The organism is Variovorax sp. RKNM96, from assembly GCF_017161115.1.
Taxonomy (GTDB): domain Bacteria; phylum Pseudomonadota; class Gammaproteobacteria; order Burkholderiales; family Burkholderiaceae_C; genus Variovorax.
In genome coordinates, this window is sequence record NZ_CP046508.1 from 1,189,857 (window position 1) to 1,213,477 (window position 23,621).

At 67.2% G+C, this 23,621-nt stretch carries 16 protein-coding genes and 1 pseudogene; 14 read left to right on the top strand and 3 right to left on the bottom strand.

Annotation, left to right across the window (positions count from 1 at the left end; all coding sequences use genetic code 11):
• Positions 1–60 precede the first annotated feature (60 nt).
• Genes GNX71_RS05450 through GNX71_RS05460 form a run of 3 tightly spaced genes read left to right on the top strand, consistent with a single transcriptional unit; the run spans position 61 to position 6,884 of the window.
• Positions 61–4,803 carry a CapA family protein gene (locus GNX71_RS05450; RefSeq protein ID WP_241027172.1) on the top strand — a complete coding sequence of 1,581 codons (4,743 nt, stop codon included), beginning with the start codon at positions 61–63 and terminating at the stop codon, positions 4,801–4,803.
• Positions 4,804–4,805: 2 nt separating this feature from the next.
• Positions 4,806–5,786 (top strand): alpha/beta hydrolase, encoded by a 981-nt coding sequence (locus GNX71_RS05455; protein WP_241027173.1) that lies wholly within the window; start codon positions 4,806–4,808, stop codon positions 5,784–5,786.
• A complete protein-coding gene (locus GNX71_RS05460) occupies positions 5,787–6,884 on the top strand; it encodes an aldose epimerase family protein (protein WP_206177377.1) in 1,098 nt (365 codons plus the stop codon). It abuts the gene before it with no gap.
• A gap of 9 nt (positions 6,885–6,893) precedes the next feature.
• On the opposite strand, the gene GNX71_RS05465 is transcribed toward GNX71_RS05460, so the two are convergent.
• Positions 6,894–7,829: an SMP-30/gluconolactonase/LRE family protein gene (locus GNX71_RS05465; protein WP_241027174.1), complete on the bottom strand. Its 936-nt coding sequence runs from the start codon at positions 7,827–7,829 to the stop codon at positions 6,894–6,896.
• Between the two features lie 115 nt (positions 7,830–7,944).
• Here GNX71_RS05465 and GNX71_RS05470 point away from each other — a divergent pair, with 115 nt between their 5' ends.
• Positions 7,945–8,718 carry an SDR family oxidoreductase gene (locus GNX71_RS05470; RefSeq protein ID WP_206177378.1) on the top strand — a complete coding sequence of 258 codons (774 nt, stop codon included), beginning with the start codon at positions 7,945–7,947 and terminating at the stop codon, positions 8,716–8,718.
• Here GNX71_RS05470 and GNX71_RS05475 read toward each other — a convergent pair whose 3' ends face one another.
• Positions 8,719–9,678 carry a LysR family transcriptional regulator gene (locus GNX71_RS05475; protein ID WP_206177379.1) on the bottom strand — a complete coding sequence of 320 codons (960 nt, stop codon included), beginning with the start codon at positions 9,676–9,678 and terminating at the stop codon, positions 8,719–8,721.
• 142 nt (positions 9,679–9,820) lie between these two features.
• Between GNX71_RS05475 and GNX71_RS05480 the strand changes: the two genes are divergently transcribed.
• The 10 genes from GNX71_RS05480 to GNX71_RS05525 all read left to right on the top strand — a co-directional run bounded on the left by GNX71_RS05480 (position 9,821) and on the right by GNX71_RS05525 (position 22,608).
• Positions 9,821–11,275, top strand: coding sequence for an aldehyde dehydrogenase family protein (locus GNX71_RS05480; RefSeq protein ID WP_206177380.1), 1,455 nt, complete (start codon positions 9,821–9,823; stop codon positions 11,273–11,275).
• 64 nt (positions 11,276–11,339) lie between these two features.
• The gene (locus GNX71_RS05485; RefSeq protein ID WP_206177381.1) at positions 11,340–12,305 is read left to right on the top strand and encodes an ABC transporter substrate-binding protein; all 966 of its coding nucleotides are present in this window, start codon (positions 11,340–11,342) and stop codon (positions 12,303–12,305) included.
• Positions 12,306–12,320: 15 nt separating this feature from the next.
• Positions 12,321–13,391 (top strand): multiple monosaccharide ABC transporter substrate-binding protein, encoded by a 1,071-nt coding sequence (gene chvE / locus GNX71_RS05490; RefSeq protein WP_206177382.1) that lies wholly within the window; start codon positions 12,321–12,323, stop codon positions 13,389–13,391.
• A 26-nt stretch (positions 13,392–13,417) separates the two neighbouring features.
• Positions 13,418–14,944, top strand: a complete 1,527-nt coding sequence (gene mmsA, locus GNX71_RS05495) for a multiple monosaccharide ABC transporter ATP-binding protein (RefSeq protein WP_206179355.1) — start codon at positions 13,418–13,420, stop codon at positions 14,942–14,944.
• Positions 14,931–16,145 carry a multiple monosaccharide ABC transporter permease gene (gene mmsB / locus GNX71_RS05500; RefSeq protein ID WP_241027175.1) on the top strand — a complete coding sequence of 405 codons (1,215 nt, stop codon included), beginning with the start codon at positions 14,931–14,933 and terminating at the stop codon, positions 16,143–16,145. The genes mmsA and mmsB overlap by 14 nt, the downstream gene beginning before the upstream one ends.
• A gap of 4 nt (positions 16,146–16,149) precedes the next feature.
• Positions 16,150–17,670 carry a sugar ABC transporter ATP-binding protein gene (locus tag GNX71_RS05505; RefSeq protein ID WP_206177383.1) on the top strand — a complete coding sequence of 507 codons (1,521 nt, stop codon included), beginning with the start codon at positions 16,150–16,152 and terminating at the stop codon, positions 17,668–17,670.
• Positions 17,671–17,815: 145 nt separating this feature from the next.
• The gene (locus GNX71_RS05510; RefSeq protein WP_206177384.1) at positions 17,816–18,850 is read left to right on the top strand and encodes an ABC transporter permease; all 1,035 of its coding nucleotides are present in this window, start codon (positions 17,816–17,818) and stop codon (positions 18,848–18,850) included.
• Positions 18,847–19,881, top strand: coding sequence for a galactofuranose ABC transporter, permease protein YjfF (gene yjfF, locus GNX71_RS05515; RefSeq protein ID WP_206177385.1), 1,035 nt, complete (start codon positions 18,847–18,849; stop codon positions 19,879–19,881). Before GNX71_RS05510 ends, yjfF begins: the two co-directional genes overlap by 4 nt.
• Positions 19,882–19,932: 51 nt before the next feature.
• On the top strand, positions 19,933–21,681 hold the full coding sequence (locus tag GNX71_RS05520; protein WP_206177386.1) for an IlvD/Edd family dehydratase: 1,749 nt from the start codon (positions 19,933–19,935) through the stop codon (positions 21,679–21,681).
• A gap of 9 nt (positions 21,682–21,690) precedes the next feature.
• Positions 21,691–22,608 carry a dihydrodipicolinate synthase family protein gene (locus GNX71_RS05525; RefSeq protein WP_206177387.1) on the top strand — a complete coding sequence of 306 codons (918 nt, stop codon included), beginning with the start codon at positions 21,691–21,693 and terminating at the stop codon, positions 22,606–22,608.
• 46 nt (positions 22,609–22,654) lie between these two features.
• Here the strand turns inward: GNX71_RS05525 and GNX71_RS05530 are convergent.
• Positions 22,655–23,524 (bottom strand): annotated as a pseudogene (locus GNX71_RS05530) (LysR family transcriptional regulator); the annotation flags it as partial.
• Between the last annotated feature and the right edge of the window lie 97 nt (positions 23,525–23,621).

Sequence of the window (23,621 nt, forward strand, 5' to 3'; positions counted from 1 at the left end):
TCGTGCCCTGTCATCATTCGCGGTGGAATGACGCACGAACCGAACCCTCTCGCCGATCTGTTGAGTCGTGCCAGGCTTGCCCTGGTCGATGCTGGGGGCGCGCTGCCCCTCGCGTCGCCCGCCACCGCGGAAGCGGGATGCGTGGTGTTCTTCGCCATGGGCGAAGGCGAAAGCCGGGCCCGCGTGGTGGCCGGACGCGGGCCGGACATCGAGGCCGCATGGAACCGGGCGGCCGATGCGGCGGCCGTCCAGGCCAAGCGCGGCGACCGGCCTCCCGAGCGCTTGCGCGCGGAGATCGTCGACACGGTCACGGCCATGACCTGGGGTGAGCTGAAAGCCAAGCTGGCACAAACCAAGCGCAACTACTTCAACCTCGGCATCGCCTTCGACGCGCACTTCAAGCACGCGCTGCTCGCCCAGGAGATGCAGGGCGCGGCGGTCCTCTACAGCGGCGAGGTCGAGCACGCATTGCCCAACCTTGCGAACCTGCGCCTGTACGCCAAGCGCCGCTTCGGCACCGAGATCGAATTTCCCTCGGACGATGCCGCGCCCGTCTGGTGCTTCACCACCCGCGCGGTGTACGTCGATGCGAAGGGCGCATGGCCGATCACCGCCGAAGGCCAGGCTGCGGGCTTTCGCCGGCTGGACCACTGGAACGCGCGGCAGGTGCGCCAGATGATCGATTCAGCGAGCGACTACCTCGCCGAACAAGTCAAGCCCACCGGCGAATTCCACTACGGCTGGTTCCCCTGCTTCGACCGCGTCATTCCCACCTACAACACCCTGCGCCACGCCAGCACCACCTACGCGATGCTCGAGGCCTGGGAGCTCACCCGCAGCGCCACGCAGAAGGCCGCCATCGACCGCTCGCTGGGCATCCTCACCCAGCGCCTGATCCGCCAGGTGCCGCTGCCCGATGGCACGCAGGCGGCGCTGCTGGTGGACGTGGGCAACGAGGTCAAGCTCGGCGGCAGCGCGGTCTGCCTGCTCGCGCTGGTCAAGTACACCGAGCTCACCGGCGACCGGCAGTACCTGACGCTGATGGAACAGTTGGCCCTCGGCATCCGCGCCATGCAGGACCCGGCGAGCGGGCGCTTCGTGCACGTGCTCAACTTTCCCAAGCTCGACATCAAGGATGCGTTCCGCGTCATCTACTACGACGGCGAGGCTGCCTTCGGCCTGATGCGCCTCTATGGGCTCACGCGCGACGAGCGCTGGCTCGCGGTGGTGGAGAAGGCCTTCGACCATTTCATCGCCGCCAAGCACTGGCAGGCGCACGACCACTGGCTGAGCTACTGCGTCAACGAGCTCACCCGCTACCGGCCCGAGACGCGCTACTACCAGTTCGGCCTGCAGAACGTGGCTGGGTACCTGGACTTCGTGCTGGAGCGCATCACCACCTTCCCGACGCTGCTGGAGCTGATGATGGCGGCGCGCGAGATGGTGCTGCGCATCGAGGCCGACCCGGCGCTGCGCCCGCTGCTCGATGGCTTCGATCGCGAGAAGTTCGACAGGGCACTGGAGCACCGCGCGCGGTACCTGGCCAACGGCCACTTCTGGCCCGAGCTGGCGATGTTCTTCCGCAATCCGGACCGCGTGGCGGGCTCGTTCTTCATCAAGCACCACAGCTTCCGGGTGCGCATCGACGATGTGGAGCACTACCTCTCGGGTTATGTGGCGTACCACCGGTTGCTGCAGAAGCGCGAGGCGCAACAGGCGGAAGCCGGCGCCGCGGAAACGGCCGCCGCATCGGGCCCGCGCGGCCCGAGCGGTGTGGTGGCCTGGGGCGGCGATGTGAACCTGGGCCGGCGCCAGCACTACCGGATGGCAGAGCTGGGCGGCCCGCAGGCGATGCTCGGCAACATCGCCGCGCTGCGCGATGCGGACCTGCGCATCGTCAACCTCGAATGCGTGGTCGCGACCACCGGCGAACAGGGCGCCGACAAGGACGAGACCGGCGCCTACTACTACCGTGCGCGCCCCGAGATGATCGACGTGCTGACGGCCGCGCGCATCGACCTCGTGAGCACCGCCAACAACCACAGCGGCGACTACGGTCCGCAGGCCCTGCTGGAGCAGAAGACGCTGCTGGACGCCGCGGGCATCGGCTCGGCGGGCACCGGACCCGACCTCGAGGCCGCGCTGCAGCCGGTGATGGGCCGCGCCGGCGAGGTGCGCGTGGCGCTGTTCTCGCTCGACGCCACGCAGCCGAAATTCGCGGCCACGGCCTGGCACCCGGGCGGCGCCTACCTGTCGCTGGCCGATCCCGCCGAATGGACCGCGGTGCTCGCGCCGCGCATCGCACGGGCGCGCGCGCAGGCCGACGTGGTGCTGGTGGCGGTGCACTGGGGCGACAACCTGGAGACCGTGCCCTCGCGCGCCGAGATCGCCGTGGGCCACGCGATCATCGATGCGGGCGCGGACGCCATCCTCGGCACCTCGGCGCATGTGCTGCAGGGCATCGAGGTCTACCGCGGGCGGCCGATCATCCATGACGCGGGCGACCTGCTGTTCGACGCGATGCGCGGCGATGCGTGGAACGCGGGCATCTTCTCGCTCACGCTCCATCCGCACGGTGTCGAGCGGGTGCAGTTCACGCCCATCCGGGTCGACTTCGGTTTTTCGGAACAGTACGAAGGCGATCGCGCGCGTGCTGCGAGCGAACACTTTGCGGCCCAATGTCATGCGCTGGGCACGCAGGTCTTTCCGACGCCCGAGGGCGGCTGCGTGCTGCACCTGGCGCCGCCTGTGCGGGAGGTGCTGCCGCAGCAGCCGCTGCAACCGGCGACGTCCGAAGTGGCGACGACCCGCCCCGCCTCGCCGCCCTTGCGCACCGCAAGGCCCGGCTGGGTCGTCGATGCCGTGCCCGCGGACGCGGCCATGGCGCCGCTGAAGATCGGGCCGCTGCGCCTGGTGGGCATCCGCTGCACGCCCAACCAGGTCTTCGGCCGCCAGCTCCTGTGGGTCGAGTCGTTCTGGACGGTCGATGCGCTGATCGAGGCCGACCTGCGGCTGCAGTTCCGTGCGCTGCCGGTGCGCAGCAAGACCATGCCGGTCTGGGGCGAGGGCATGGACCACGACCCCTGCGACTGGATGTGGCCGACCAGCCGCTGGACGCCCGGGCGCATCTACCGCGACCGCTACGGCCTGCGGCCGCCGCTTGCGCGCCAGATGGAAAGCGACGTGCTGCAGCTCGAAGTGCGCCTGCGCGGCGCGCCCGAGCTGCCCGCCGCGCGGCGGCTTCCCGTGTGGTGCGGCCTGCGCATGCCGGGCGTGCCCGCACCGTTGCCCGAAACCCGCGCGCCGGTGCTCTCGGTCAACCTGCCGGGCGCGAGCCGCGAACCCGGGCCGGTGTGGACGGCCGGGCAGCTCGCGCAGATCACCGGTGGCCAGTGGCTGGTGCCGCCGCCCGCGGGCTGGTCGGTGCAGTCGGTGGTGCGCCTTCCGATGCACCTGAAGGTGCGGCCGGGGCCGGCGCTGTTCGTCGCGTCGGACTACCGCACGCTGGCCGCGCACGAGAACTTCAGCCGCGCGCCGGAAGACTGGGACCAGCACGACGACCTACCGCGGCTGCACAGCCTGTGCGCGGGCGCGATCGTGCAGCACCCGGTCGAAGGATTGCCACCGGACTTTCCGCTGCTGCAGGTGCCCGACCCGATCCGCGCGCTGCTCTCGCTCGGCGCGGCCGCGCGCGCGCGCTACAAGGGGCTGGTGGTGGGCGTCACCGGCACGGTGGGCAAGTCGTCCACCATCGCGATGGTGCGCGACCTGCTGCCGCCGGGCGCGCGCGTGCTCACCACGGTGGAGAACAACAACTCGCGCGTCGGCGTGCCCGGCGCCATGGCGAGCCTGGGGCCCGACGTGGACGTGTGCATCCTCGAGATGGCGCAGAGCGCGCTGTGGATGGATCGAGGCCCGATCTCGCTGGAGGCGCGCCCGCACGTGGCGATCCTCACCGAGGTGGGCCTGTCGCAGACCACCAAGACGAACACGCTGGAGAAGACGGCCGAGTACAAGTCGCGCGCCTTCCTCGGGCTGGAGCCCGGCGGCATCGCCGTCGTGAGCGGGCACATTCCCCACCTCGCAAAGGTCGTGAAGGCCGCATTGCGCACGGCCGCGAAGGTGTGGACCGTGGGCACCGGACCGAACGACAACATCCGCCTGCTCGATGCGAGCCCCGAATCCTCGGGCTGCCGCGTGCGGCTCTCGTTCAAGGGGCGCATCCACGAGTACCTGTTCCCGGTGGCCAGCATCGGGCTGGTGCGCAACTCGGCGCTGGCCTTCGCCGCGATCGTGGCGATGGGCTTCGATGCCGAGGAGGCCAGCGCACGCATGCCCAACGTGCGGCTGCCCGCGTCGGTGATGCAGGTGGAGCCGCTGCGCACCCGCAGCGGCGCGCTGGTCACGCTGGTCGACGACAGCTGGAACGCCGAGGTCATGTCGATGCGCAACGCGATGAGCTTCGTGCGCAGTTACCGCGCACCCGGCAACGCGCCGGTCGCACGCAAGGTCGGCGTGCTCGGGCGCATCGTCAACCTGGGCGAGCAGGCCGAGGCCATGCACCGCGGGCTGGCCGAGCCGCTATTGGCCTCGGGCATCGCGCACCTGGTAACGCACGGCGACGAGATGCGCTGGCTGCGCGAAGAGGTGCCCGTGGGTCTTCTGGGCCCGCATTTCGACAACGCGGAAGAGCTGACCCTCTACCTCGGCGAGTTCCTGCGCGACGGCGACCTGCTGCTGGTGAAGGGTGACCGCGACCGCTCCGATTTCGGCACCATTCCCTCCCTGCTGAAGAGGCTGTGACGATGCTGTCTTTCATGCCCGCCCTGTGGCGACATCGGCGCTTCGCGTTCGTGCTGCTCGCGCTGATGCAGGCCGCCTGCGCGCAGCGCGGCGGCGCCGATCTGCGCGCGCCGGGCACACCGACCGCACGCGGGGCGGCCGCCGAAGACGAATTCCTGCACTGGAACCAGCCCGCCGTGCGTGCGAACTGCCCCGACCGCCGCGGCTACCTCTGGGTGCAGCCGGTCGAGGGGCCGGCCTGCATCCGCTATTTCGCGAGCGACGAGATCGATGGTGCGCGCGTGGCCATCGTGCAGTTCTCCGGCGACCGCGACAGCGTGATGGACCAGCCGCCCACGCGCATTCCCGGCAACACCGAGGCGCTGCGCACGCTCGATGCGCAGCGCAGCCGCGACCGCGCGGGCGTGCCGTGGATCTTCATGGCGCGGCCCGGCACGTACGGCTCGTCGGGCGACCACCGCAGGCGCCGCGAACCCGTGGAGTTCCACGCGCTCGATGCGGCACTCGATGCGCTCATGCAGCGCCACCAGCTGCAGCGCATCGTGATCCTGGGCCACAGCGGCGGCGCGACGGCCGGTGCGGCGCTGCTCACCATGGGCCGCACGCGCGTGGCCTGCGCGGTGCTGACCTCGGGCGCCTACGGCCTGCTGGAGCGCGCGCGCATGTTGGGCATGTCGAAGAACGGCCGCACCGACACCACCGGCAGCACGCAGTTCTACGATCCGCTCGACCATGTGGACGGCATCGCGCGCGATCCGTCGCGGCGCATCGTGCTGATCGGCAACCGCGACGACAAGAACACGCCCTTCGTCCTGCAGCAGCGCTTCGGCGATGCGGTGGCGAAGGCGGGGCACCGCATCGAGGTGAAGACCCATGCGGCCGAGCCACCCACCTACCACGACCTCACCGACCGCATCGGCCTGCAGACCGCATCGCTGTGCGCGCGCGAGGCGCTGTTTCCGCCAATACCTGGATCCGAATGAATGAGCAGCAGCATCACCTCACGTGAATACGGCCGCATGCCCGATGGGCGCGCGGTGACCGAATACACCCTCGACAACGGCCACGGCCTGCGCCTCGCCGCCATCAACCTCGGCGGCATCGTCACCGCACTGCACGTGCCCGACCGGCACGGGAACGGCGCGAACATCGTGCTGGGCTTGCCGTCGCTCGATGACTACCTGAAGCCGCATCCGCATTTCGGCACCATCGTCGGCCGCTATGCGAACCGCATCGCGGCGGGGCGCTTCACGCTCGATGGCACCGCGCACCAGGTGGGCCTGAACGACGGCGCGAATTCGCTGCATGGTGGCGCAAAGGGTTTCGGCACGCGCTTCTGGGAGATCGCGCCGGTGTCCGCGGAAGACGCGCGCGGCGACGTCGCCATCGAGCTGCGCTACACGAGCGCGGATGGCGAAGAGGGCTATCCCGGCGAGGTGAAGCTCACGGTGCGCTACACGCTCTCTGCAACGCAGAACACATGGCGCATCGACTACCGCGCCGAGACCGACAAGCCGACGGTGCTGAACCTGAGCCACCACGACTACTTCAACCTCGCGGGCAGCGGCGATGTGATGGACCATGTGCTGACGCTTGCCGCGAGCCGCTATTGCCCGGTGGATGCGACGCTGATTCCGGTCGGATTGGGGGAGGTGGGCGCGACGCCTTTCGATTTCCGCACGCCGACGCGCATCGGCGAGCGCATCCGCGAAGGGCACGAGCAACTGCTGCGCGCGCATGGCTACGACCACAACTGGGTGCTGGATCGCAAGGACGACGGCCTCGACAGCCTCGACGGCCTCGACGGCCTCGCCATTGCCGCGCGCGTCGCGCACGAAGCCTCGGGCCGCGTGATGGAAGTGCACACGACCGAGCCCGGTGTGCAGTTCTATTCGGGCAACTTCCTCGACGGCAGCCTCATGGGATCGCAGGGTGCGAGCCTGCGCCAGGGCGACGGCCTCTGCCTCGAGACGCAGCACTACCCGGATTCGCCGAACCAGCCGGGCTTTCCATCGACCGTGCTGCGGCCGGGCGAGGTGTTCCGCAGCACGACGGAACACCGCTTCAGCGTCGTCGGCTGAAGCCTTGCGTCAGCCGGCGAACAAGGCGGCCGGCACGCCGGGGCTGCCGATGCGCACCGCGAAGAGCCCGCCGGCCAGCGGCTCGTCTTTCAACTGCTCTTCGGTGCGGCCGTTGCGCGCCGTCGTGATGTAGAGCGTCTGCATGTCCGCGCCGCCGAAGGCGCAGTCGGTGACGTTGCTCGCGGGCAGCACGATGCGGCCGAGTTCCGCCGCGGTCACCGGATCGTGGCAGGTGACGCAGGCGCCGTCCCAATGCGCGATCCAGAGGCGCCCGGCCGCGTCGGTGGTCATGCCGTCGGGCAGGCCGTCCGGCTTGGGGAAGCGATGCCACACGCGGCGGTTCGACACGGTGCCCGCTTCCATGTCGAAGTCGTAGGCGTAGAGCTTGTTGAGCACCGTGTTGTTGAAGTACATGGTGCGGCCGTCCGCCGACCACGTCGGCCCATTGGTCACCTCGAAGCCATCGTCGTGCCTGGTGCAGCGGCCGTCGGCGTCGTAGCGGTAGAGCGCGCCGGTCGGCGCCTTGCAGTCGAAGTCCATGCTGCCGCCCCAGAAGCGGCCGCGGCTGTCGCACTTGCCGTCGTTGAAGCGGTTGTTCGCGCGCTCGGGTTCGGGTTGGTGCAGGTAGCGCGGGCGCGGGTCGGTGCCCGGCAGCTGCGCGGTGTCGAAGAGCGCGAAGCCGCGGCGCAGCGTGATGACGAGGCCCGGCGCGTTCGCGCGTTCCGAGATCGCGGTGATCTCTTCATCGAACAGCCAGGCGCGCCGCGCGCCGTCCGAAGGGCGGAACCAGAACAGGCGCGGCGTGAGGATGTCGATCCAGTAGAGCGCCTGCTCGCGCTGTGACCAGAGCGTGCCCTCGCCGAGGTTCGCCTCGGCGGGCCAGATGCATTCGGGGGTTCCCTCGATCACGGGTGCGGTGTAGCTCGTCATTGTTTTCCTTGTCATGTCTCCTTGACGCGGCGGATCGTATCAAGGCATATTGATAATTGAAATCAAACAATATGGAATAGATCGATATGCATTTTGCAATGTCACTTTCCAGCCTCACTGGAGACGCTTCTTGAATTCACCGAATCTTTCGATCCATCCGAGCCTGAAAGGCCGCACCGTGTTCGTCACCGGTGGCGGCAGCGGCATCGGCGCGGCCATCGTCGCCGCTTTCGCCGCGCAGGGTGCGCGGGTGGCCTTCGTCGACATCGCCGAAAGCGCCAGCGCCGCGCTCGCGCAGCAGATCGTCGCAGCCGGCCATGACGCGCCCTGGTGGCGCGCCTGCGACGTGCGCGACATCGGCGCGCTGCAAGCCGCCATCGCCGATGCGGCCGCCGAGTGCGGCGACTTCGCGGTGCTGGTCAACAACGTGGCGAGCGACGACCGCCACACGCTCGAATCGGTCACGCCCGCGTACTACGACAACCGCATGGCGATCAACGAGCGGCCGGCGCTGTTCGCGATCCAGTCCGTGGTGCCGGGCATGAAGCGGCTGGGCTTCGGCTCGGTGGTCAACCTCGGCTCCACGGGTTGGCAGACAAAGGGCTCGGGCTATCCCTGCTATGCCATTGCGAAGTCGTCGGTGAACGGGCTCACGCGCGGGCTCGCGGTCGATCTGGGCAAGGACCGCATCCGCATCAACACCGTGTCGCCGGGCTGGGTGATGACGGAGCGGCAGGTGAAGCTGTGGCTCGATGAAGAGGGCGAGCAGGCCCTGAAGCGCAACCAGTGCCTGCCCGACAAGCTGATGCCGGAAGACATCGCGCGCATGGTGCTGTTCCTGGCATCCGACGACGCGAAGATGTGCACCGCGCAGGAGTTCACGGTGGACGCGGGCTGGACCTGATCAGTCCATTTCCAGCTTGCGTCCGTAGACGCTCATGCTGGCGGTCTTGAGCGCCTTCATCATCACCCGCGCCGCAGGCGACAGCAGCCGGTCGGTGCGCGTGATGATGCCGAACTGGTCCATGTGGCAGGGCATGTCGAGCGGCAGCAGCGACACGATGCCGTGCGCCGCGTAGTAGCGCGCCACGTCGGTTGCGAGCACGGCCACCATGTCGCTCTGCTGCAGCATCCGCGTGATGAAGAGCAGGGCCGAGCTCTCGATGGTGTTGGCCGGCGGCGCGAGCCCTTCTTCCTGGAACATCAGCTCGAAGCGGTGGCGCAGCACGCTGCCCGCGGGCGGCACGATCCAGCCGGCGCCGACCACGTCGCGCAGCGTGAGCCCGCTCTCGCCGAGCATGGGATGGCCCGGCCGCACCAGCGCGCACACCGGCTCTTCGCTCAGGGCCTCGTAGCGCAGTTGCGACTTGTCGTGCTCGGCGAAGAGCCGGGCCACGAGGATGTCGAGCTTGCCCTGCTCGAGCCGCTCGATCAGCACCGGGCTGGTTTCGATTTCCAGTGACACGCGCAGGTCGGGCTGCTCGCGCTTGACCATCGCGACGGCCGGCGGCAGCAGCGCCAGCCCCGGCGCGGTGATGGCGCCCACGCTCACCTGCCCGAAGCGTCCCGCCTTGAGCGCGGTGAGTTCGTCGTGCGCCTGGTTCAGGCTCGCGAGCGCGACGCGGGCGTGGCGGATCATCGTCTCGCCGTACCAGGTGGGCCGCATGCCGCGCGGCAGGCGGTCGAACAGCGGCACCTCCAGCACGTCTTCCAGGTCTTTCAGCAATTTCGACGCTGCGGGCTGCGTCATGTTGAGCACCTGCGCCGCGCGATGGATGTTGCCTTCCTCCGCCAGCGCGACCAGCAACAGCAGTTGCCGTGTCTTGAGCCGCGCGCGAATAAACCAGTGGTTGTAGTTGGTCATGACTTCGTGGAACTAAGGGCTTATCGGGTTTTCCAGAATCCGGCGATCGATATGCATTTTGTCGAAAAAACGATTGGATCGATATCAATTCTGTTCCTAGACTCACGCCAATTCAAAACAAGAGACAAAGATCGGCGCCCTCGTGATCCACGGTGAGATCCATCAGAACGTGCGGCAGTACATCAACGGCCGCTGGGAAACCAGCGCGACCACCGGTGTGAGCGCCAATCCGTCGGACACCAGCGAGGTGGTCGCCGAGTACGCACGCGCCGATCGCCGCCAGGCCGAGGCCGCCATCCGCGCGGCCACCGAGGCCTTTCCGCACTGGAGCCACAGCACCCCGCAGCGCCGCGCCGACGTGCTCGACCGCATCGGCGCCGAGCTCCTGGCGCGCAAGGACGAACTGGGCCTGCTGCTGGCGCGCGAGCAGGGCAAGACGCTGCCCGAGGCCGTCGCCGAGACAGCGCGGGCAGGGCAGGTCTTCAAGTTCTTCGCGGGCGAAGCGCTGCGCGGCGGCGGTGGCGAGAACATGGCCTCGACGCGGGCCGGCGTGCAGGTCGACGTGACGCGCGAGGCGGTCGGCGTGACCGGGCTCATCACGCCATGGAACGCCCCCTTCGTGATTCCCGCCTGGAAGATCGCGCCGGCACTCGCCCATGGCAACAGCGTGGTGTTCAAGCCGGCCGAGCTGGTGCCGGCCTGCGGCGGCGCGCTGGCCGAAATCATCAGCCGCGCCGGCCTGCCGGCGGGCGCCTTCAACCTCGTGATGGGCAGCGGCCGCGAAGTGGGTCAGGCGCTGGTCGACAGCGCACTGGTCGATGCGCTGAGCTTCACCGGCTCCGCCGCCAACGGCGAGCGCGTGCTGCAGGCAGCAGCCACCCGGCGCGCGAAGGTGCAGCTGGAGACGGGCGGCAAGAACGCGCTCGTCGTGCTGGCCGATGCCGACCTCGACCGCGCCGTCGATTGCGCGGTGCAGGGCGCCTACTTTTCCGCGGGGCAGCGCTGCACGGCGTCGAGCCGGCTCATCGTCGAAGCGGCGGTGCACGACGCCTTCGTGGCGAAGCTGCGACAGCGCCTGAAGACGTTGAAGATCGGCCACGCCCTCGAACGCGGCATCGACATCGGCCCGGTGGCCGACGAAGAGCGGCTTGCGATGAACCTCGCATGGGTCGACATCGCGCGCGAGGAGGGCGCCGAGCATGTGTGGGGCGGCGAGGCGCTCGAGCGTTCGACGCCGGGCTACTACATGAGCCCCGCGCTGTTCCTGGCCAAGCCTTCGCACCGCATTGCGCGCGAGGAGATCTTCGGGCCGCTCGCCTGCGTGCTGCGCGCCGACGACTACGACGAGGCGCTGGCGCTGTGCAACGACACGCCCTTCGGCCTGTGCGCGGGCATCTGCACCAACTCGCTCAAGCACGCGATGCATTTCAGGCGCCATGCCGTGGTCGGCATGACGATGGTCAATCTGCCGACCGCGGGGGTGGACTTCCACGTGCCCTTCGGCGGCCGCAAGGGGTCGGGCTACGGGCCGCGCGAACAAGGGCGCCACGCCGCGGAGTTCTACACGACGGTCAAGACCGGCTACATGCTGGCCTGACCAACCGGGTTTCGTTCACCACACCAACAGCAAAGTCCTCGAGACATCAAGAAGGAGACATCCCATGACCATGAATCGCCGCACCCTCAACATCGCGCTCGCCGCAGCGTCCCTGGGCAGCCTGCTGCCCGCCTCCGCCTTCGCGCAGAAGAAGCTCGTGCTGGGCTTTGCACAGGTGGGCGCCGAGAGCGAATGGCGCACCGCCAACACCGAGTCGATCAAGTCCTCGGCCAAGGAAGCGGGCATCGAGCTCAAGTTCTCCGATGCGCAGCAAAAGCAGGAGAACCAGATCAAGGCGATTCGCTCGTACATCGCGCAGAAGGTCGACGTGATCGCGTTCTCGCCCGTGGTCGAGTCGGGCTGGGAAACCGTGCTGCGCGAAGCCAAGGCCGCCAAGATCCCGGTGGTGCTGACCGACCGCTCGGTGAACACCAAGGACGACACGCTCTACGTGACCTTCATGGGTTCCGACTTCGTCGAGGAAGGCCGCAAGGCCGGCCGCTGGCTCGTCGAGAAGATGAAGGACCAGAAGGGCGAGGTGAACATCGTCGAGCTGCAGGGCACCGTGGGCTCCGCCCCGGCCATCGACCGCAAGAAGGGCTTCGAGGAAATCATCAAGGCCGATCCGAAGTTCAAGATCATCCGCTCGCAGACCGGCGACTTCACCCGCGCCAAGGGCAAGGAAGTGATGGAGGCCTTCCTCAAGGCCGATGGCAAGAAGATCAACGTGCTCTTCGCGCACAACGACGACATGGCCATCGGCGCGATCCAGGCCATCGAGGAAGCCGGCATGAAGCCCGCGAAGGACATCACCATCATCTCGATCGACGGGGTGAAGGGCGCCTTCGAAGCCATGATCGCCGGCAAGCTCAATGTGTCGGTGGAATGCAGCCCGCTGCTCGGCCCGCAACTGATGAGCGCCGTGAAGGACATCAAGGCCGGCAAGACACTGCCCAAGCGCATCGTGACCGAAGAAGGCATCTTCCCCATGGAAGTCGCCGCCAAGGAATTCCCGAACCGCAAGTACTAAGAAGAGCACGCACACATGAAACGCAACTTCCTCAAGGCCTCGCTCGCCGGCCTGGCTTTCGCCGTCGTGGGCTTCACGCCGTTGGCCAACGCGCAGGACAAGGGCCTGATCGCCATCTCGATGCCCACCAAGTCGTCGGCCCGCTGGATCGCCGACGGCGCGAACATGGTCAAGTACTTCAAGGACAAGGGCTACAAGACCGACCTGCAGTACGCGGACGACGACATCCCGAACCAGCTCGCGCAGATCGAGAACATGGTGACCAAGGGCTCCAAGGTGCTGGTGATCGCGGCCATCGACGGCACCACGCTCTCGGACGTGCTGCAGAAGGCGGCTGACAAGGGCGTGAAGGTCATCGCGTACGACCGGCTCATCAAGGGCTCGAAGAACGTCGACTACTACGCCACCTTCGACAACTTCCAGGTCGGCGTGCTGCAGGCGCAGTCCATCGAAGCGGCGCTGGGCCTCAAGAGCGGCAAGGGCCCGTTCAACATCGAGCTGTTCGGCGGCTCGCCCGACGACAACAACGCCTTCTTCTTCTACAACGGCGCGATGTCGGTGCTGGAGCCCTACATCAAGAGCGGCAAGCTCGTGGTGCGCAGCAAGCAGATGGGCATGGACAAGGTCGGCACGCTGCGCTGGGACGGCGCGGTGGCGCAGGCGCGCATGGACAACCTGCTGTCGGCCTACTACACGAAGGACCGCGTGGATGCGGTGCTGTCGCCGTACGACGGCCTTTCGATCGGCATCCTCTCGTCGCTCAAGGGCGTGGGCTACGGCTCGGGTTCGCAGCCGATGCCCATCGTCTCGGGCCAGGACGCAGAGGTGCCGTCGGTCAAGTCGATCCTGCGCAAGGAACAGACCTCCACCGTGTTCAAGGACACGCGCGAGCTGGCCAAGGTGACGGTCGCGATGGTCGACGCCATGCTCTCGGGCAAGACGCCCGAGGTGAACGACACCAAGACCTACAACAACGGCATCAAGGTCGTGCCCTCGTACCTGCTCAAGCCCGTGAGCGTGGACGCCTCGAACTGGAAGCAGGTGCTGGTGGACAGCGGCTACTACAAGGAAAGCCAGGTCAAGTGAACGGAGGCGAACGCACGATCCTCGAGATGCGCGGGATCACCAAGACGTTTCCGGGCGTGAAGGCCCTGAGCAACGTCAACCTCGCCGTGCGCGCGGGGGAGATCCACGCGGTGGTCGGCGAGAACGGCGCGGGCAAGTCGACGCTCATGAAGGTGCTGAGCGGCGTCTACCCGTGCGACTCGTACACCGGGGAGATCCATTTCGAGGGCGAGCTTCGCCGCTTCAAGGGCATCGCCGACAGCGAGAAGCTCGGCATCATCATCATCCACCAGGAGCTGGCGCTGGTGCCGCTGCTCTCGATTGCCGAGAACCTGTTTCTCGGCAACGAGATCGCCACCGGCGGCGTGATCGACTGGTTCGCCGCCTATGCGAAGACGCGCGAGCTGCTCGCGAAGGTGGGCCTGAAGGAACTGCCCACCACGCTGGTGACTGACCTGGGTGTCGGCAAGCAGCAGTTGGTGGAGATCGCCAAGGCGCTCGCGAAGGAAGTGAAGCTCCTGATCCTCGACGAGCCCACCGCGAGCCTCAACGAGAACGACAGCGATGCGCTCCTCGCGCTGCTGCTCGAACTCAAGCGCCAGGGCATCGCATCGATCCTCATCTCGCACAAGCTCAACGAGATCGCCAAGGTGGCCGATTCGATCACCGTGCTGCGCGATGGCGCGACGGTGGAGACCATCGACTGCCGCAGCGACCCGATCAGCGAAGACCGCATCATCCGCGGCATGGTCGGCCGCGACATGGAGCATCGCTACCCGCAGCGCTCGCCCAAGATCGGCGAGACGGTGCTGGAGGTGCGCGACTGGCGCGTGCACCACGCGCTGCATGCCGACCGCGAGCAGATCAAGGGCGTGAACCTGCATGTGCGCCAGGGCGAGATCGTCGGCATCGCGGGCCTCATGGGCGCGGGCCGCACCGAACTCGCGATGAGCGTGTTCGGCAAGTCGTACGGACAGCGCATCAGCGGCTCGGTGCTCATGCACGGCAAGCCGGTGGACGTGAGCACCGTGCGCAAGGCCATCGACCACGGCATCGCCTATGTCACCGAAGACCGCAAGGGCCTCGGGCTGGTGCTGGAGGAAGGCATCCGCAAGAACATCAGCCTCGCGAACCTCGATGCGATTTCCGAGCGCTCGGTGATCGACGACGGCCGCGAATTCAAGGTCGCCAACGACTACAAGAAGGCGCTGAACATCCGCTGCTCGGGTGTCGAGCAGCTGGTGGTCAACCTGTCGGGCGGCAACCAGCAGAAGGTGGTGTTGAGCAAGTGGCTCTTCACCAAGCCCGAACTGCTGATCCTGGACGAACCCACGCGCGGCATCGACGTGGGCGCCAAGTACGAGATCTACACCATCATCGACCAGCTCGCGAGCGAGGGCAAAGGCATTCTCATGATTTCTTCCGAACTGCCGGAGTTGCTCGGCATGTGCGACCGCATCTACGTGATGAACGAGGGTCGCTTCGTGGCCGAGTTCACCGCGGCCGAGGCTTCGCAGGAGCGCATCATGCATGCGATCGTGAGCGCAGGGAGCAGCGTGCATGTCGCAGCCTGAAGCGAATGCGGTGCAAGGCGCCGCACCCACAACCCCGGTCGCCGCGAAGCTCCATGTGGGCTTCCTGAAGAACAACCTGCGCGAGTACGGCATGCTGATCTCGCTGGTCGCGATCATGGTGCTGTTCCAGGTGCTGACCGACGGCACGCTGCTGCGGCCGCTGAACCTCACCAACCTGCTGCTGCAGAACAGCTACGTGGTCATCATGGCGCTGGGCATGCTGCTGGTGATCGTGGCGGGGCACATCGACCTGTCGGTGGGCTCGGTCTGCGGCTTCATCGGCGCGCTCGCGGCAGTGCTGATGGTGGAGTACGAATGGCACTTCGTGCCCACCGCCATCGTCAGCATCGCGGCCGGCGCGGTGATCGGCGCCGCGCAGGGCTGGTTCGTGGCGTTCCGAAAGATCCCGTCGTTCATCGTCACGCTCGCGGGCATGCTGGTGTTCAAGGGGCTCACGCTGGCGCTGCTCGCGGGGCAGTCGGTGGGGCCGTTTCCGGTGGAGTTCCAGCGGTTGAGTTCGGGCTTCATTCCCGATCCATTGGGCGGCGACACGCTGCGCACCACCTCGCTGATCGTGGGTGCGCTCGCGGCTGCGGCGCTGGTGTTCTTCAAGCTGCGCGGGCGCGCCAAGCTCAAGGCGCACGGCATGGAGCAGGAGCCGTATGCCTTCTTCCTCGTGAAGAACCTGTTCTTCGCGGCCATCATCCTTTTCTTCAGCTACCTGCTCTCCACCTACAAGGGCCTGCCCAACGTGCTGGTGGTGATGGCGGTGCTGATCGTGGTGTACGACTTCGTCACCAACCGCACCACCATCGGCCGGCGCATCTATGCGCTGGGCGGCAACGAGAAGGCGGCGCGGCTGTCGGGCGTGAAGACGCAGCGGCTCGCGTTCCTCACCTTCGTGAACATGGGCGCGCTGGCTGCATTGGCGGGCCTGGTGTTCGCGGCGCGCCTGAACACGGCCACGCCCAAGGCGGGCCTGGGTTTCGAGCTCGATGTGATCGCGGCCTGCTTCATCGGCGGCGCCTCGGCCTCGGGCGGCGTGGGCCGGGTGATGGGCGCGGTGATCGGCGCCTTCATCATGGGCGTGATGAACAACGGCATGTCGATCCTCGGCATCGGCATCGACTACCAGCAGGTCATCAAGGGGCTGGTGCTGCTGGCGGCGGTGTTCATCGACGTCTACAACAAGAACAAGTAGGCGCATGAGCCAGAGCACTGCCTCCCCCGTGCTGGAACTGCGGGGCATCCACAAGCAGTTCGGCGGCATCTCCGTGCTGAACGATGTGCAGCTGAAGCTCTACCCGGGCGAGATCCATGCGCTGATGGGACAGAACGGCGCGGGCAAGTCGACGCTCATCAAGGTGCTGACGGGTGTGCTGCCGTCGAGCGGCGGCGAGATGTTCCTCGATGGCCAGGCCATCCGGCCTGGCTCGCCGCTGGAGGCGCAGAAGCTGGGCATCAGCACGGTCTACCAGGAAGTGAACCTGTGCCCGAACCTCTCGGTGGCGGAGAACGTGTTCGCGGGGCGCTATCCGCGCTGCGGTGCGATGCAGGGCTTTCGCATCGACTGGGCGGCGGTGAATCGCCGGGCAGAGGAGTTGCTGGCGCGCATCGGTCTCGATATCGACGTGACGCGGCTGCTGTCGAGCTATTCGGTCGCGGTGCAGCAGATGGTGGCGATCGCGCGGGCGCTCGGTGTGTCGTCGAAGGTGCTGATCCTCGACGAGCCGACATCGAGCCTGGACGACGACGAAGTGGAAAAGCTGTTCGAGGTGCTGCGGCGCTTGCGCGGCGAAGGGCTCGCGATCGTCTTCGTGACGCACTTCCTGAACCAGATGTATGCGGTGTCGGATCGCATCACCGTGCTGCGCAATGGCAACTGGGTGGGCGAATGGAAAGCGGCGGACCTCGGCCCGCAGGCGTTGATCGCGGCGATGCTCGGGCGCGAACTGGCCGCGCAGTCGGCACGGCCTGCCGCACTGCCCGCATTCGATGAAGCCGCGCCCGCCTTGCTGCAGACCGAAGGGCTGGGCCAAGCGGGGCAATTGCAGGCGACCGATTTACGCGTGCGTGCCGGCGAGGTCGTTGGCATCGCGGGGCTGCTCGGTGCCGGCCGCACTGAGCTAGCCCGCCTCCTGTTCGGCCTTGAATCGCCCGACCGTGGCGTGTTGAAAATCGACGGTCGCTCCGTCACTTTCTCGAATCCGGCCGATGCGATCCGCGAAGGCCTCGCGCTGTGCCCTGAAGAGCGCAAGACCGATGGCATCGTGGCCGAGCTGTCGGTGCGCGAGAACATCGCGCTCGCGCTGCAGGCCCGCCTGGGCACGCGGAAATTTCTCTCGCATGCGGAGCAGACCGCGATGGCCGAGCGCTTCGTCGCTTCGCTGGGCATCAAGACGGCGAGCGTCGAAACGCCGATCGGCCTGCTCTCGGGCGGCAACCAGCAGAAAGCCATGATCGCGCGCTGGCTCGCCACCGAGCCGCGCCTGTTGATCCTCGACGAGCCCACGCGCGGCATCGACGTCGCGGCCAAGCAGGAAATCATGGAAGAGATCCTGCGGCTTGCGCGCGCGGGCATGGCGGTGATCTTCATCTCGTCGGAGATGAGCGAGGTGGTGCGCGTGGCGCATCGCATCGTGGTGCTGCGGGACCGGCAGAAGGTGGGTGAGCTTCCGGGTGGCTCGACCGAGGACGAGGTCTACGAAATGATTGCTGCAGCATGAGCCACTCGCCTTTCCTGTCTTTCTCCCTCCCCTTCCGGGGGAGGGCCGGGGTGGGGGCACGCGGCCTTCACCGTCGCGCAGTGTTCGAGGCCGCATGCCCCCATCCCAACCTTCCCACGGAAGGGGAAGGAGCAAGGCAGAAGACATGACGCGCCTCTCTTCCCTCATGGGCCACCGCCTTGCCTGGCCCATCGTCACATTGCTCTTGTTGCTCGCAATCAACACCGCATTCAACGCGAGCTTCCTGCACCTCGAATGGCGCGAGGGCCATCTCTACGGCAGCCTGATCGACATCCTGAACCGCGCGGCGCCGTTGGTGCTGGTCTCGCTTGGCATGACGCTGGTAATCGCCACGCGCGGCATCGACATCTCGGTCGGGGCGGTGGTGGCGATCGCGGCATCGGTTGCGGCCTGGATGATCGGCGGCTCGGTGTCCAGCGATGTGAGCCGCTTCCCGATGTCGCTCGCGATCCTCGCGGCCATCGGTGTCGCATTGCTGTGCGGGCTGTGGAACGGGCTCCTGGTCGCCAAGGTCGGCATGCAGCCGATCATCGCGACGCTGATCCTCATGGTGGCGGGGCGCGGCATCGCGCAGCTCATTGCGGACGGGCAGATCATCACGATCTACTACAAGCCGTTCTTCTTCCTCGGCAGCGGCTACCTGCTGGGCCTGCCGTTCTCGTTGTTCATCGTGGCGGCGGTGTTCGTGCTGCTGTATCTCGCGATCACGCGCACGGCGCTCGGGCTTTTCATTCAGGCGGTGGGGATCAACCCGACGGCGGCGCGGGTCGCGGGCATCCAGGCGCGAAGGCTCGTCGTCGGTGCGTATGCGTTCTGCGGTGCCTGCGCTGGCGTAGCAGGTTTGCTGATCAGCTCGAACGTCAAGAGCGCGGACGGCAACAACGCCGGCCAGTTGCTGGAGCTCGACGCGATCCTTGCGGTCACGCTCGGCGGCACGGCGCTCACGGGCGGGCGCTTCAGCCTCGTGGGCAGCGTGATCGGCGCGCTGATCATCCAGACGCTGACCTATGCGATCTATTCGCTGGGCGTGCCGCCCGAGATCAACCTCGTGGTGAAGGCGGTGGTGGTGTTCGTGGTGATGCTGTTGCAGTCGCCGGAGTTCAGGGCGGAGGTGCGGTCGCTCGTCCAGCGACCGGCGCATGAAGGGGGACGGGCATGAGCGCGGTGATCGAGACCAGCGCTGCACCCTCACCCCAACCCTCTCCCGCGCGCGGGAGAGGGCGGAAGGCAGGGCTCAATCCGAAGTACCTGCCGCTCACGGCGACCATCTCGCTGTTCATGTTGATGGCGACGCTGGGCTCGGTGTTCTACGACGGCTTCTTCTCGGCGCAGGTGTTCCTCAACCTGCTGATCGACAACGCCTTCCTGATCGTCGTCGCGGTCGGCATGACCTTCGTGATTCTCTCGGGCGGCATCGACCTCTCGGTGGGCTCGGTGATCGCGCTCACGACGATGGTGTCGGCCTCGCTGGTCGAAAAGCATGGCTGGAGCCCGGCCATCGTGATTCCGCTGGTGTTGGTGATGGGCACTGCGTTCGGCGCGTTCATGGGCCTGCTCATCGAGCGCTTCCGGCTGCAGCCCTTCATCGTCACGCTCGCGGGCATGTTTCTCGCGCGCGGTCTCTGCTATCTCATCAGCATCGATTCGATCAGCATCACCAACGAGTTCTATTCGGAGGTCTCGCAGATCCGCATTCCGATCTGGGGCGAGGCCTCGGTCTCGATCAGCGCGGTGATCGCCATCGTGGTGCTGCTGGCCGCAGTGTTCATCGCGCATTGCACGCCCTTCGGCCGCGCGGTGTACGCCATCGGCGGCAGCGAGCACTCGGCGATGCTGATGGGCCTGCCGGTGCGCCGCACGCTCGTGGGCGTGTACACGCTCTCGGGCTTCTGCTCGGCGCTGGCGGGCGTGATATTCACCTTCTACATGCTCTCGGGCTACGGCCTGCATGCGCTCGGGCTGGAGCTCGACGCCATCGCGGCGGTGGTGATCGGCGGCACGCTGCTCACCGGCGGCGTGGGCTATGTGGCGGGCACGCTCTTCGGCGTGCTGATGCTCGGGATCATCCAGACGCTGATTTCCTTCGACGGCACGCTCAGCTCATGGTGGACGCGCATCGTCGTCGGCGCGCTGCTCTTCGTGTTCTGCCTGCTGCAGCGCTTCTTCACCTCGCGCGCACCCCGGCGCTGACGTTCTCTTTTTTTTTCTCTCTCTCTCTCCTTTCTCTCAGGACACCTTCGCATGCCGGACACCCCTCCGAAGAAACTGCGCTCGACCGAATGGTTCGGCTCGGCCGACAAGAACGGCTTCATGTACCGCAGCTGGATGAAGAACCAGGGCATTCCGGACCATGAGTTCGACGGCCGGCCGATCGTGGGCATCTGCAACACCTGGTCGGAGCTCACGCCCTGCAACGCGCACTTTCGCAAGATCGCGGAGCACGTGAAGCGCGGCATCTCCGAAGCAGGCGGCTTCCCGGTCGAGTTCCCGGTGTTCTCCAATGGCGAATCGAACCTGCGGCCGACCGCGATGCTCACGCGCAACCTCGCGAGCATGGACGTGGAAGAAGCGATTCGCGGCAACCCGGTCGATGCGGTGGTGCTGCTCACCGGCTGCGACAAGACCACGCCCGCGCTTTTGATGGGCGCGGCAAGCTGCGACATCCCGGCCATCGTGGTGACCGGCGGGCCGATGCTCAACGGCAAGCTCGACGGCAAGGACATCGGCTCGGGCACGGCCGTGTGGCAACTACACGAATCGCTGAAGGCGGGCGAGATCAACCTGCACCAGTTCCTCTCGGCCGAGGGCGGCATGTCGCGCTCGGCGGGCACCTGCAACACGATGGGCACGGCCTCGACGATGGCCTGCATGGCCGAGGCGCTGGGCACCTCGCTGCCGCACAACGCGGCGATTCCGGCGGTCGATGCGCGGCGCTACGTGCTCGCGCAGATGTCGGGCATGCGCGCGGTGCAGATGGCCAAGGAAGGGCTCACGCTCTCGAAGATCCTCACGCGCGAGGCTTTCGAGAACGCGATTCGCGTGAACGCGGCCATCGGCGGATCGACCAATGCGGTGATTCACCTGAAGGCGATTGCGGGCCGCATCGGCGTCGATCTCGAACTGGAAGACTGGACGCGCATCGGCAGCCACACGCCGACCATCGTGGACCTGATGCCTTCGGGGCGCTTCCTGATGGAGGAGTTCTATTACGCAGGCGGTTTGCCCGCGGTGCTGCGCCGGCTCGGCGAAAACGGATTGCTGCCGCACCCCGGCGCGCTCACCGTCAACGGCCAGTCGATCTGGGACAACGTGCGCGAGGCGCCGAGCCTCAATGACGAGGTGATCCGCCCGCTCGACAACCCGCTGATCGCCGATGGCGGCATCCGCATCCTGCGCGGCAATCTCTCGCCGCGCGGCGCGGTGCTCAAGCCCTCGGCGGCAACGCCCGAACTGCTCAAGCACCGCGGCCGCGCCGTGGTGTTCGAGAACCTGGAGCACTACAAGGAGCGCATCGTCGACGAGTCGCTCGACATCGATGCGAGCTGCGTGATGGTGCTGAAGAACTGCGGCCCCAAGGGCTACCCCGGCATGGCCGAGGTCGGCAACATGGGCCTGCCGCCGAAGCTGCTGCGCCAGGGCGTGAAGGACATGGTGCGCATCTCGGACGCACGCATGAGCGGCACGGCCTATGGCACGGTGGTGCTGCACGTCGCGCCCGAAGCCGCGGATGGCGGGCCGCTTGCCGCGGTGCGCGATGGCGACTGGATCGAGCTCGATTGCGATGCGGGGCGCCTGCACCTCGACATCAGCGACGAGGAACTCGCATCGCGCCTCGCGTCGCTGTCCGCATCCGATGCGCAACCGATGAGCACGCGCGGCGGCGGCTACCAGAAGCTCTACGTCAACCACGTGCTGCAGGCCGATGAAGGCTGCGACTTCGACTTTCTGGTGGGCTGCAGAGGCTCCGCCGTTCCACGCCATTCACACTGATCACACACCATGACCCCCAGATACCGCGGCATCTTCCCGGTGGTGCCGACCACCTTCACCGAACAGGGCGGGCTCGATCTCGAAAGCCAGAAGCGCTGCGTCGATTTCATGATCGATGCGGGCTCCGACGGGCTTTGCATCCTCGCGAATTTCTCGGAGCAGTTCGTGCTGTCCGACGAAGAGCGCGAGGTGCTCACGCGCACGATGCTCGAACACGTGAAAGGCCGCGTGCCGGTGATCGTGACCACCACGCACTACAGCACCAAGGTGTGCGCCGAGCGCAGCCGCCGCGCACAGGACATGGGCGCGGCGATGCTGATGGTGATGCCGCCGTATCACGGCGCGACCTTCCGCGTGCCGGAGCCGCAGATCTTCGAGTTCTACGCGCGGCTCTCCGATGCGGTCGGCATTCCGATCATGATCCAGGACGCGCCCGCGAGCGGCACGGTGCTCTCGGCGACGTTCCTCGCGCGCATGGCGAAGGAGATCGAACACGTCGCGTACTTCAAGATCGAGACCGCCGGTGCGGCTGCGAAGCTGCGCGAGCTGATCCGCCTCGGCGGCGATGCCATCGAAGGCCCGTGGGATGGCGAAGAGGCCATCACGCTGATGCCCGACCTCGATGCCGGTGCGACCGGTTCGATGACCGGCGGCGGCTATCCCGATGGCATCCGCCCGATCATCGAGGCGCACCGTGCGGGTGACCGCGACAAGGCCTTTGCGCTCTACCAGCAGTGGCTGCCGCTCATCAACTACGAGAACCGTCAGGCGGGCCTCTTGGCCTGCAAGTCGCTCATGAAGGAGGGCGGTGTGATCGCTTGCGAGGCGCCGCGGCATCCGCTGCCGGCAATGCATCCCGATACGCGCGCCGGCCTGATCGAGACGGCGAAACGACTCGATCCGCTGGTGCTGCGCTGGGGGCGATAGCCAGTTCGCTGTCCTCGACGAAGTAGGGCGCGAGGATCTCGGTCAGCCAGTTCATCACTGCGAGCACGCGCGGCGCGAGCTGGCGCCGGTTGACGTACACCAGCGACACCGGCATCGGCCGCGCGGTGAAGGCCGGCATCACCTGCACGAGCGAGCCGGCCGCAAAGCAGGGCAGGAGGCCGCCGACGGGCGCCTGGATCAGCCCGAGGCCCGCAACTGCAGCGGCGTTGTAGGCGTCGGTGCCGTTCACCGTGACGGTGGCGCGCACCGGCTGCATCCGGTAGCGGCCCTGGGCCGCGTCGAAGTATTCCCAACCCGCGTCGTTCGGCGAGAGGGTCTGCGCGAAATGCACGATGCGGTGCTGCGCGAGGTCGGCCAGCGCTTGCGGCGTGCCGTGCGCCTGCAGGTAGGCCGGGCTGGCGGCGTTGGCCATCCGCATGAAACCGAGCGGCCGCGCGACGAGTTCGGAATCGCCCAGCACACCCACGCGCAGCACGCAGTCGAAGCCCTCGTTCACGAGGTCGACGCGGCGGTCGGTGGTGCTGATGCCGATCTCCAGTGCGGGATGCCGCGCAAGGAACTCGGGCAGGCGCGGAATGACGAGGTCGCGCGCCACGGTGGCCGGCAGGTCGATGCGCAGGCGCCCTGTGAGGCCGCCGGTGTTCGCGCGGAACATGGTGGCGAGCTGTTCGCCTTCGGACAGGTAGTCCTTGCACCGCTCGAGAAAGCGCTCGCCGTCCTCGGTCAGGCGCACGCTGCGCGTGGTGCGCTGCAGCAGCCGCGTGCCCAGCCGCTCTTCCAGTTGCTGCACCGCCACCGAGACGCGGGCGCGTGTCAGACCGAGCTGGTCCGCCGCGCGGCTGAAGCTCGCGAGCTCGGCGACCCTGGAGAAGATGCGCAGTTCGTCGATGTTCATGGGGGCGGATTGTTTCCTTGTTGGATAACAGTGTGCAACGCCTGGCGGGATTTATCTTGCTGCCGGTAATTTTTAAAGTCCACCCATCCACTCATCG

Coding starts and splice junctions, on each gene's coding strand:
- GNX71_RS05485 (WP_206177381.1), top strand. CDS start 11,340: ATGACCATGAATCGCCGCACCCTCAACATCGCGCTCGCCGCAGCGTCC.
- GNX71_RS05455 (WP_241027173.1), top strand. CDS start 4,806: ATGCTGTCTTTCATGCCCGCCCTGTGGCGACATCGGCGCTTCGCGTTC.
- yjfF (WP_206177385.1), top strand. CDS start 18,847: ATGAGCGCGGTGATCGAGACCAGCGCTGCACCCTCACCCCAACCCTCT.
- GNX71_RS05465 (WP_241027174.1), bottom strand. CDS start 7,829: ATGACAAGGAAAACAATGACGAGCTACACCGCACCCGTGATCGAGGGA.
- GNX71_RS05475 (WP_206177379.1), bottom strand. CDS start 9,678: ATGACCAACTACAACCACTGGTTTATTCGCGCGCGGCTCAAGACACGG.
- GNX71_RS05505 (WP_206177383.1), top strand. CDS start 16,150: ATGAGCCAGAGCACTGCCTCCCCCGTGCTGGAACTGCGGGGCATCCAC.
- mmsA (WP_206179355.1), top strand. CDS start 13,418: ATGCGCGGGATCACCAAGACGTTTCCGGGCGTGAAGGCCCTGAGCAAC.
- chvE (WP_206177382.1), top strand. CDS start 12,321: ATGAAACGCAACTTCCTCAAGGCCTCGCTCGCCGGCCTGGCTTTCGCC.
- GNX71_RS05525 (WP_206177387.1), top strand. CDS start 21,691: ATGACCCCCAGATACCGCGGCATCTTCCCGGTGGTGCCGACCACCTTC.
- mmsB (WP_241027175.1), top strand. CDS start 14,931: ATGTCGCAGCCTGAAGCGAATGCGGTGCAAGGCGCCGCACCCACAACC.
- GNX71_RS05510 (WP_206177384.1), top strand. CDS start 17,816: ATGACGCGCCTCTCTTCCCTCATGGGCCACCGCCTTGCCTGGCCCATC.
- GNX71_RS05520 (WP_206177386.1), top strand. CDS start 19,933: ATGCCGGACACCCCTCCGAAGAAACTGCGCTCGACCGAATGGTTCGGC.
- GNX71_RS05460 (WP_206177377.1), top strand. CDS start 5,787: ATGAGCAGCAGCATCACCTCACGTGAATACGGCCGCATGCCCGATGGG.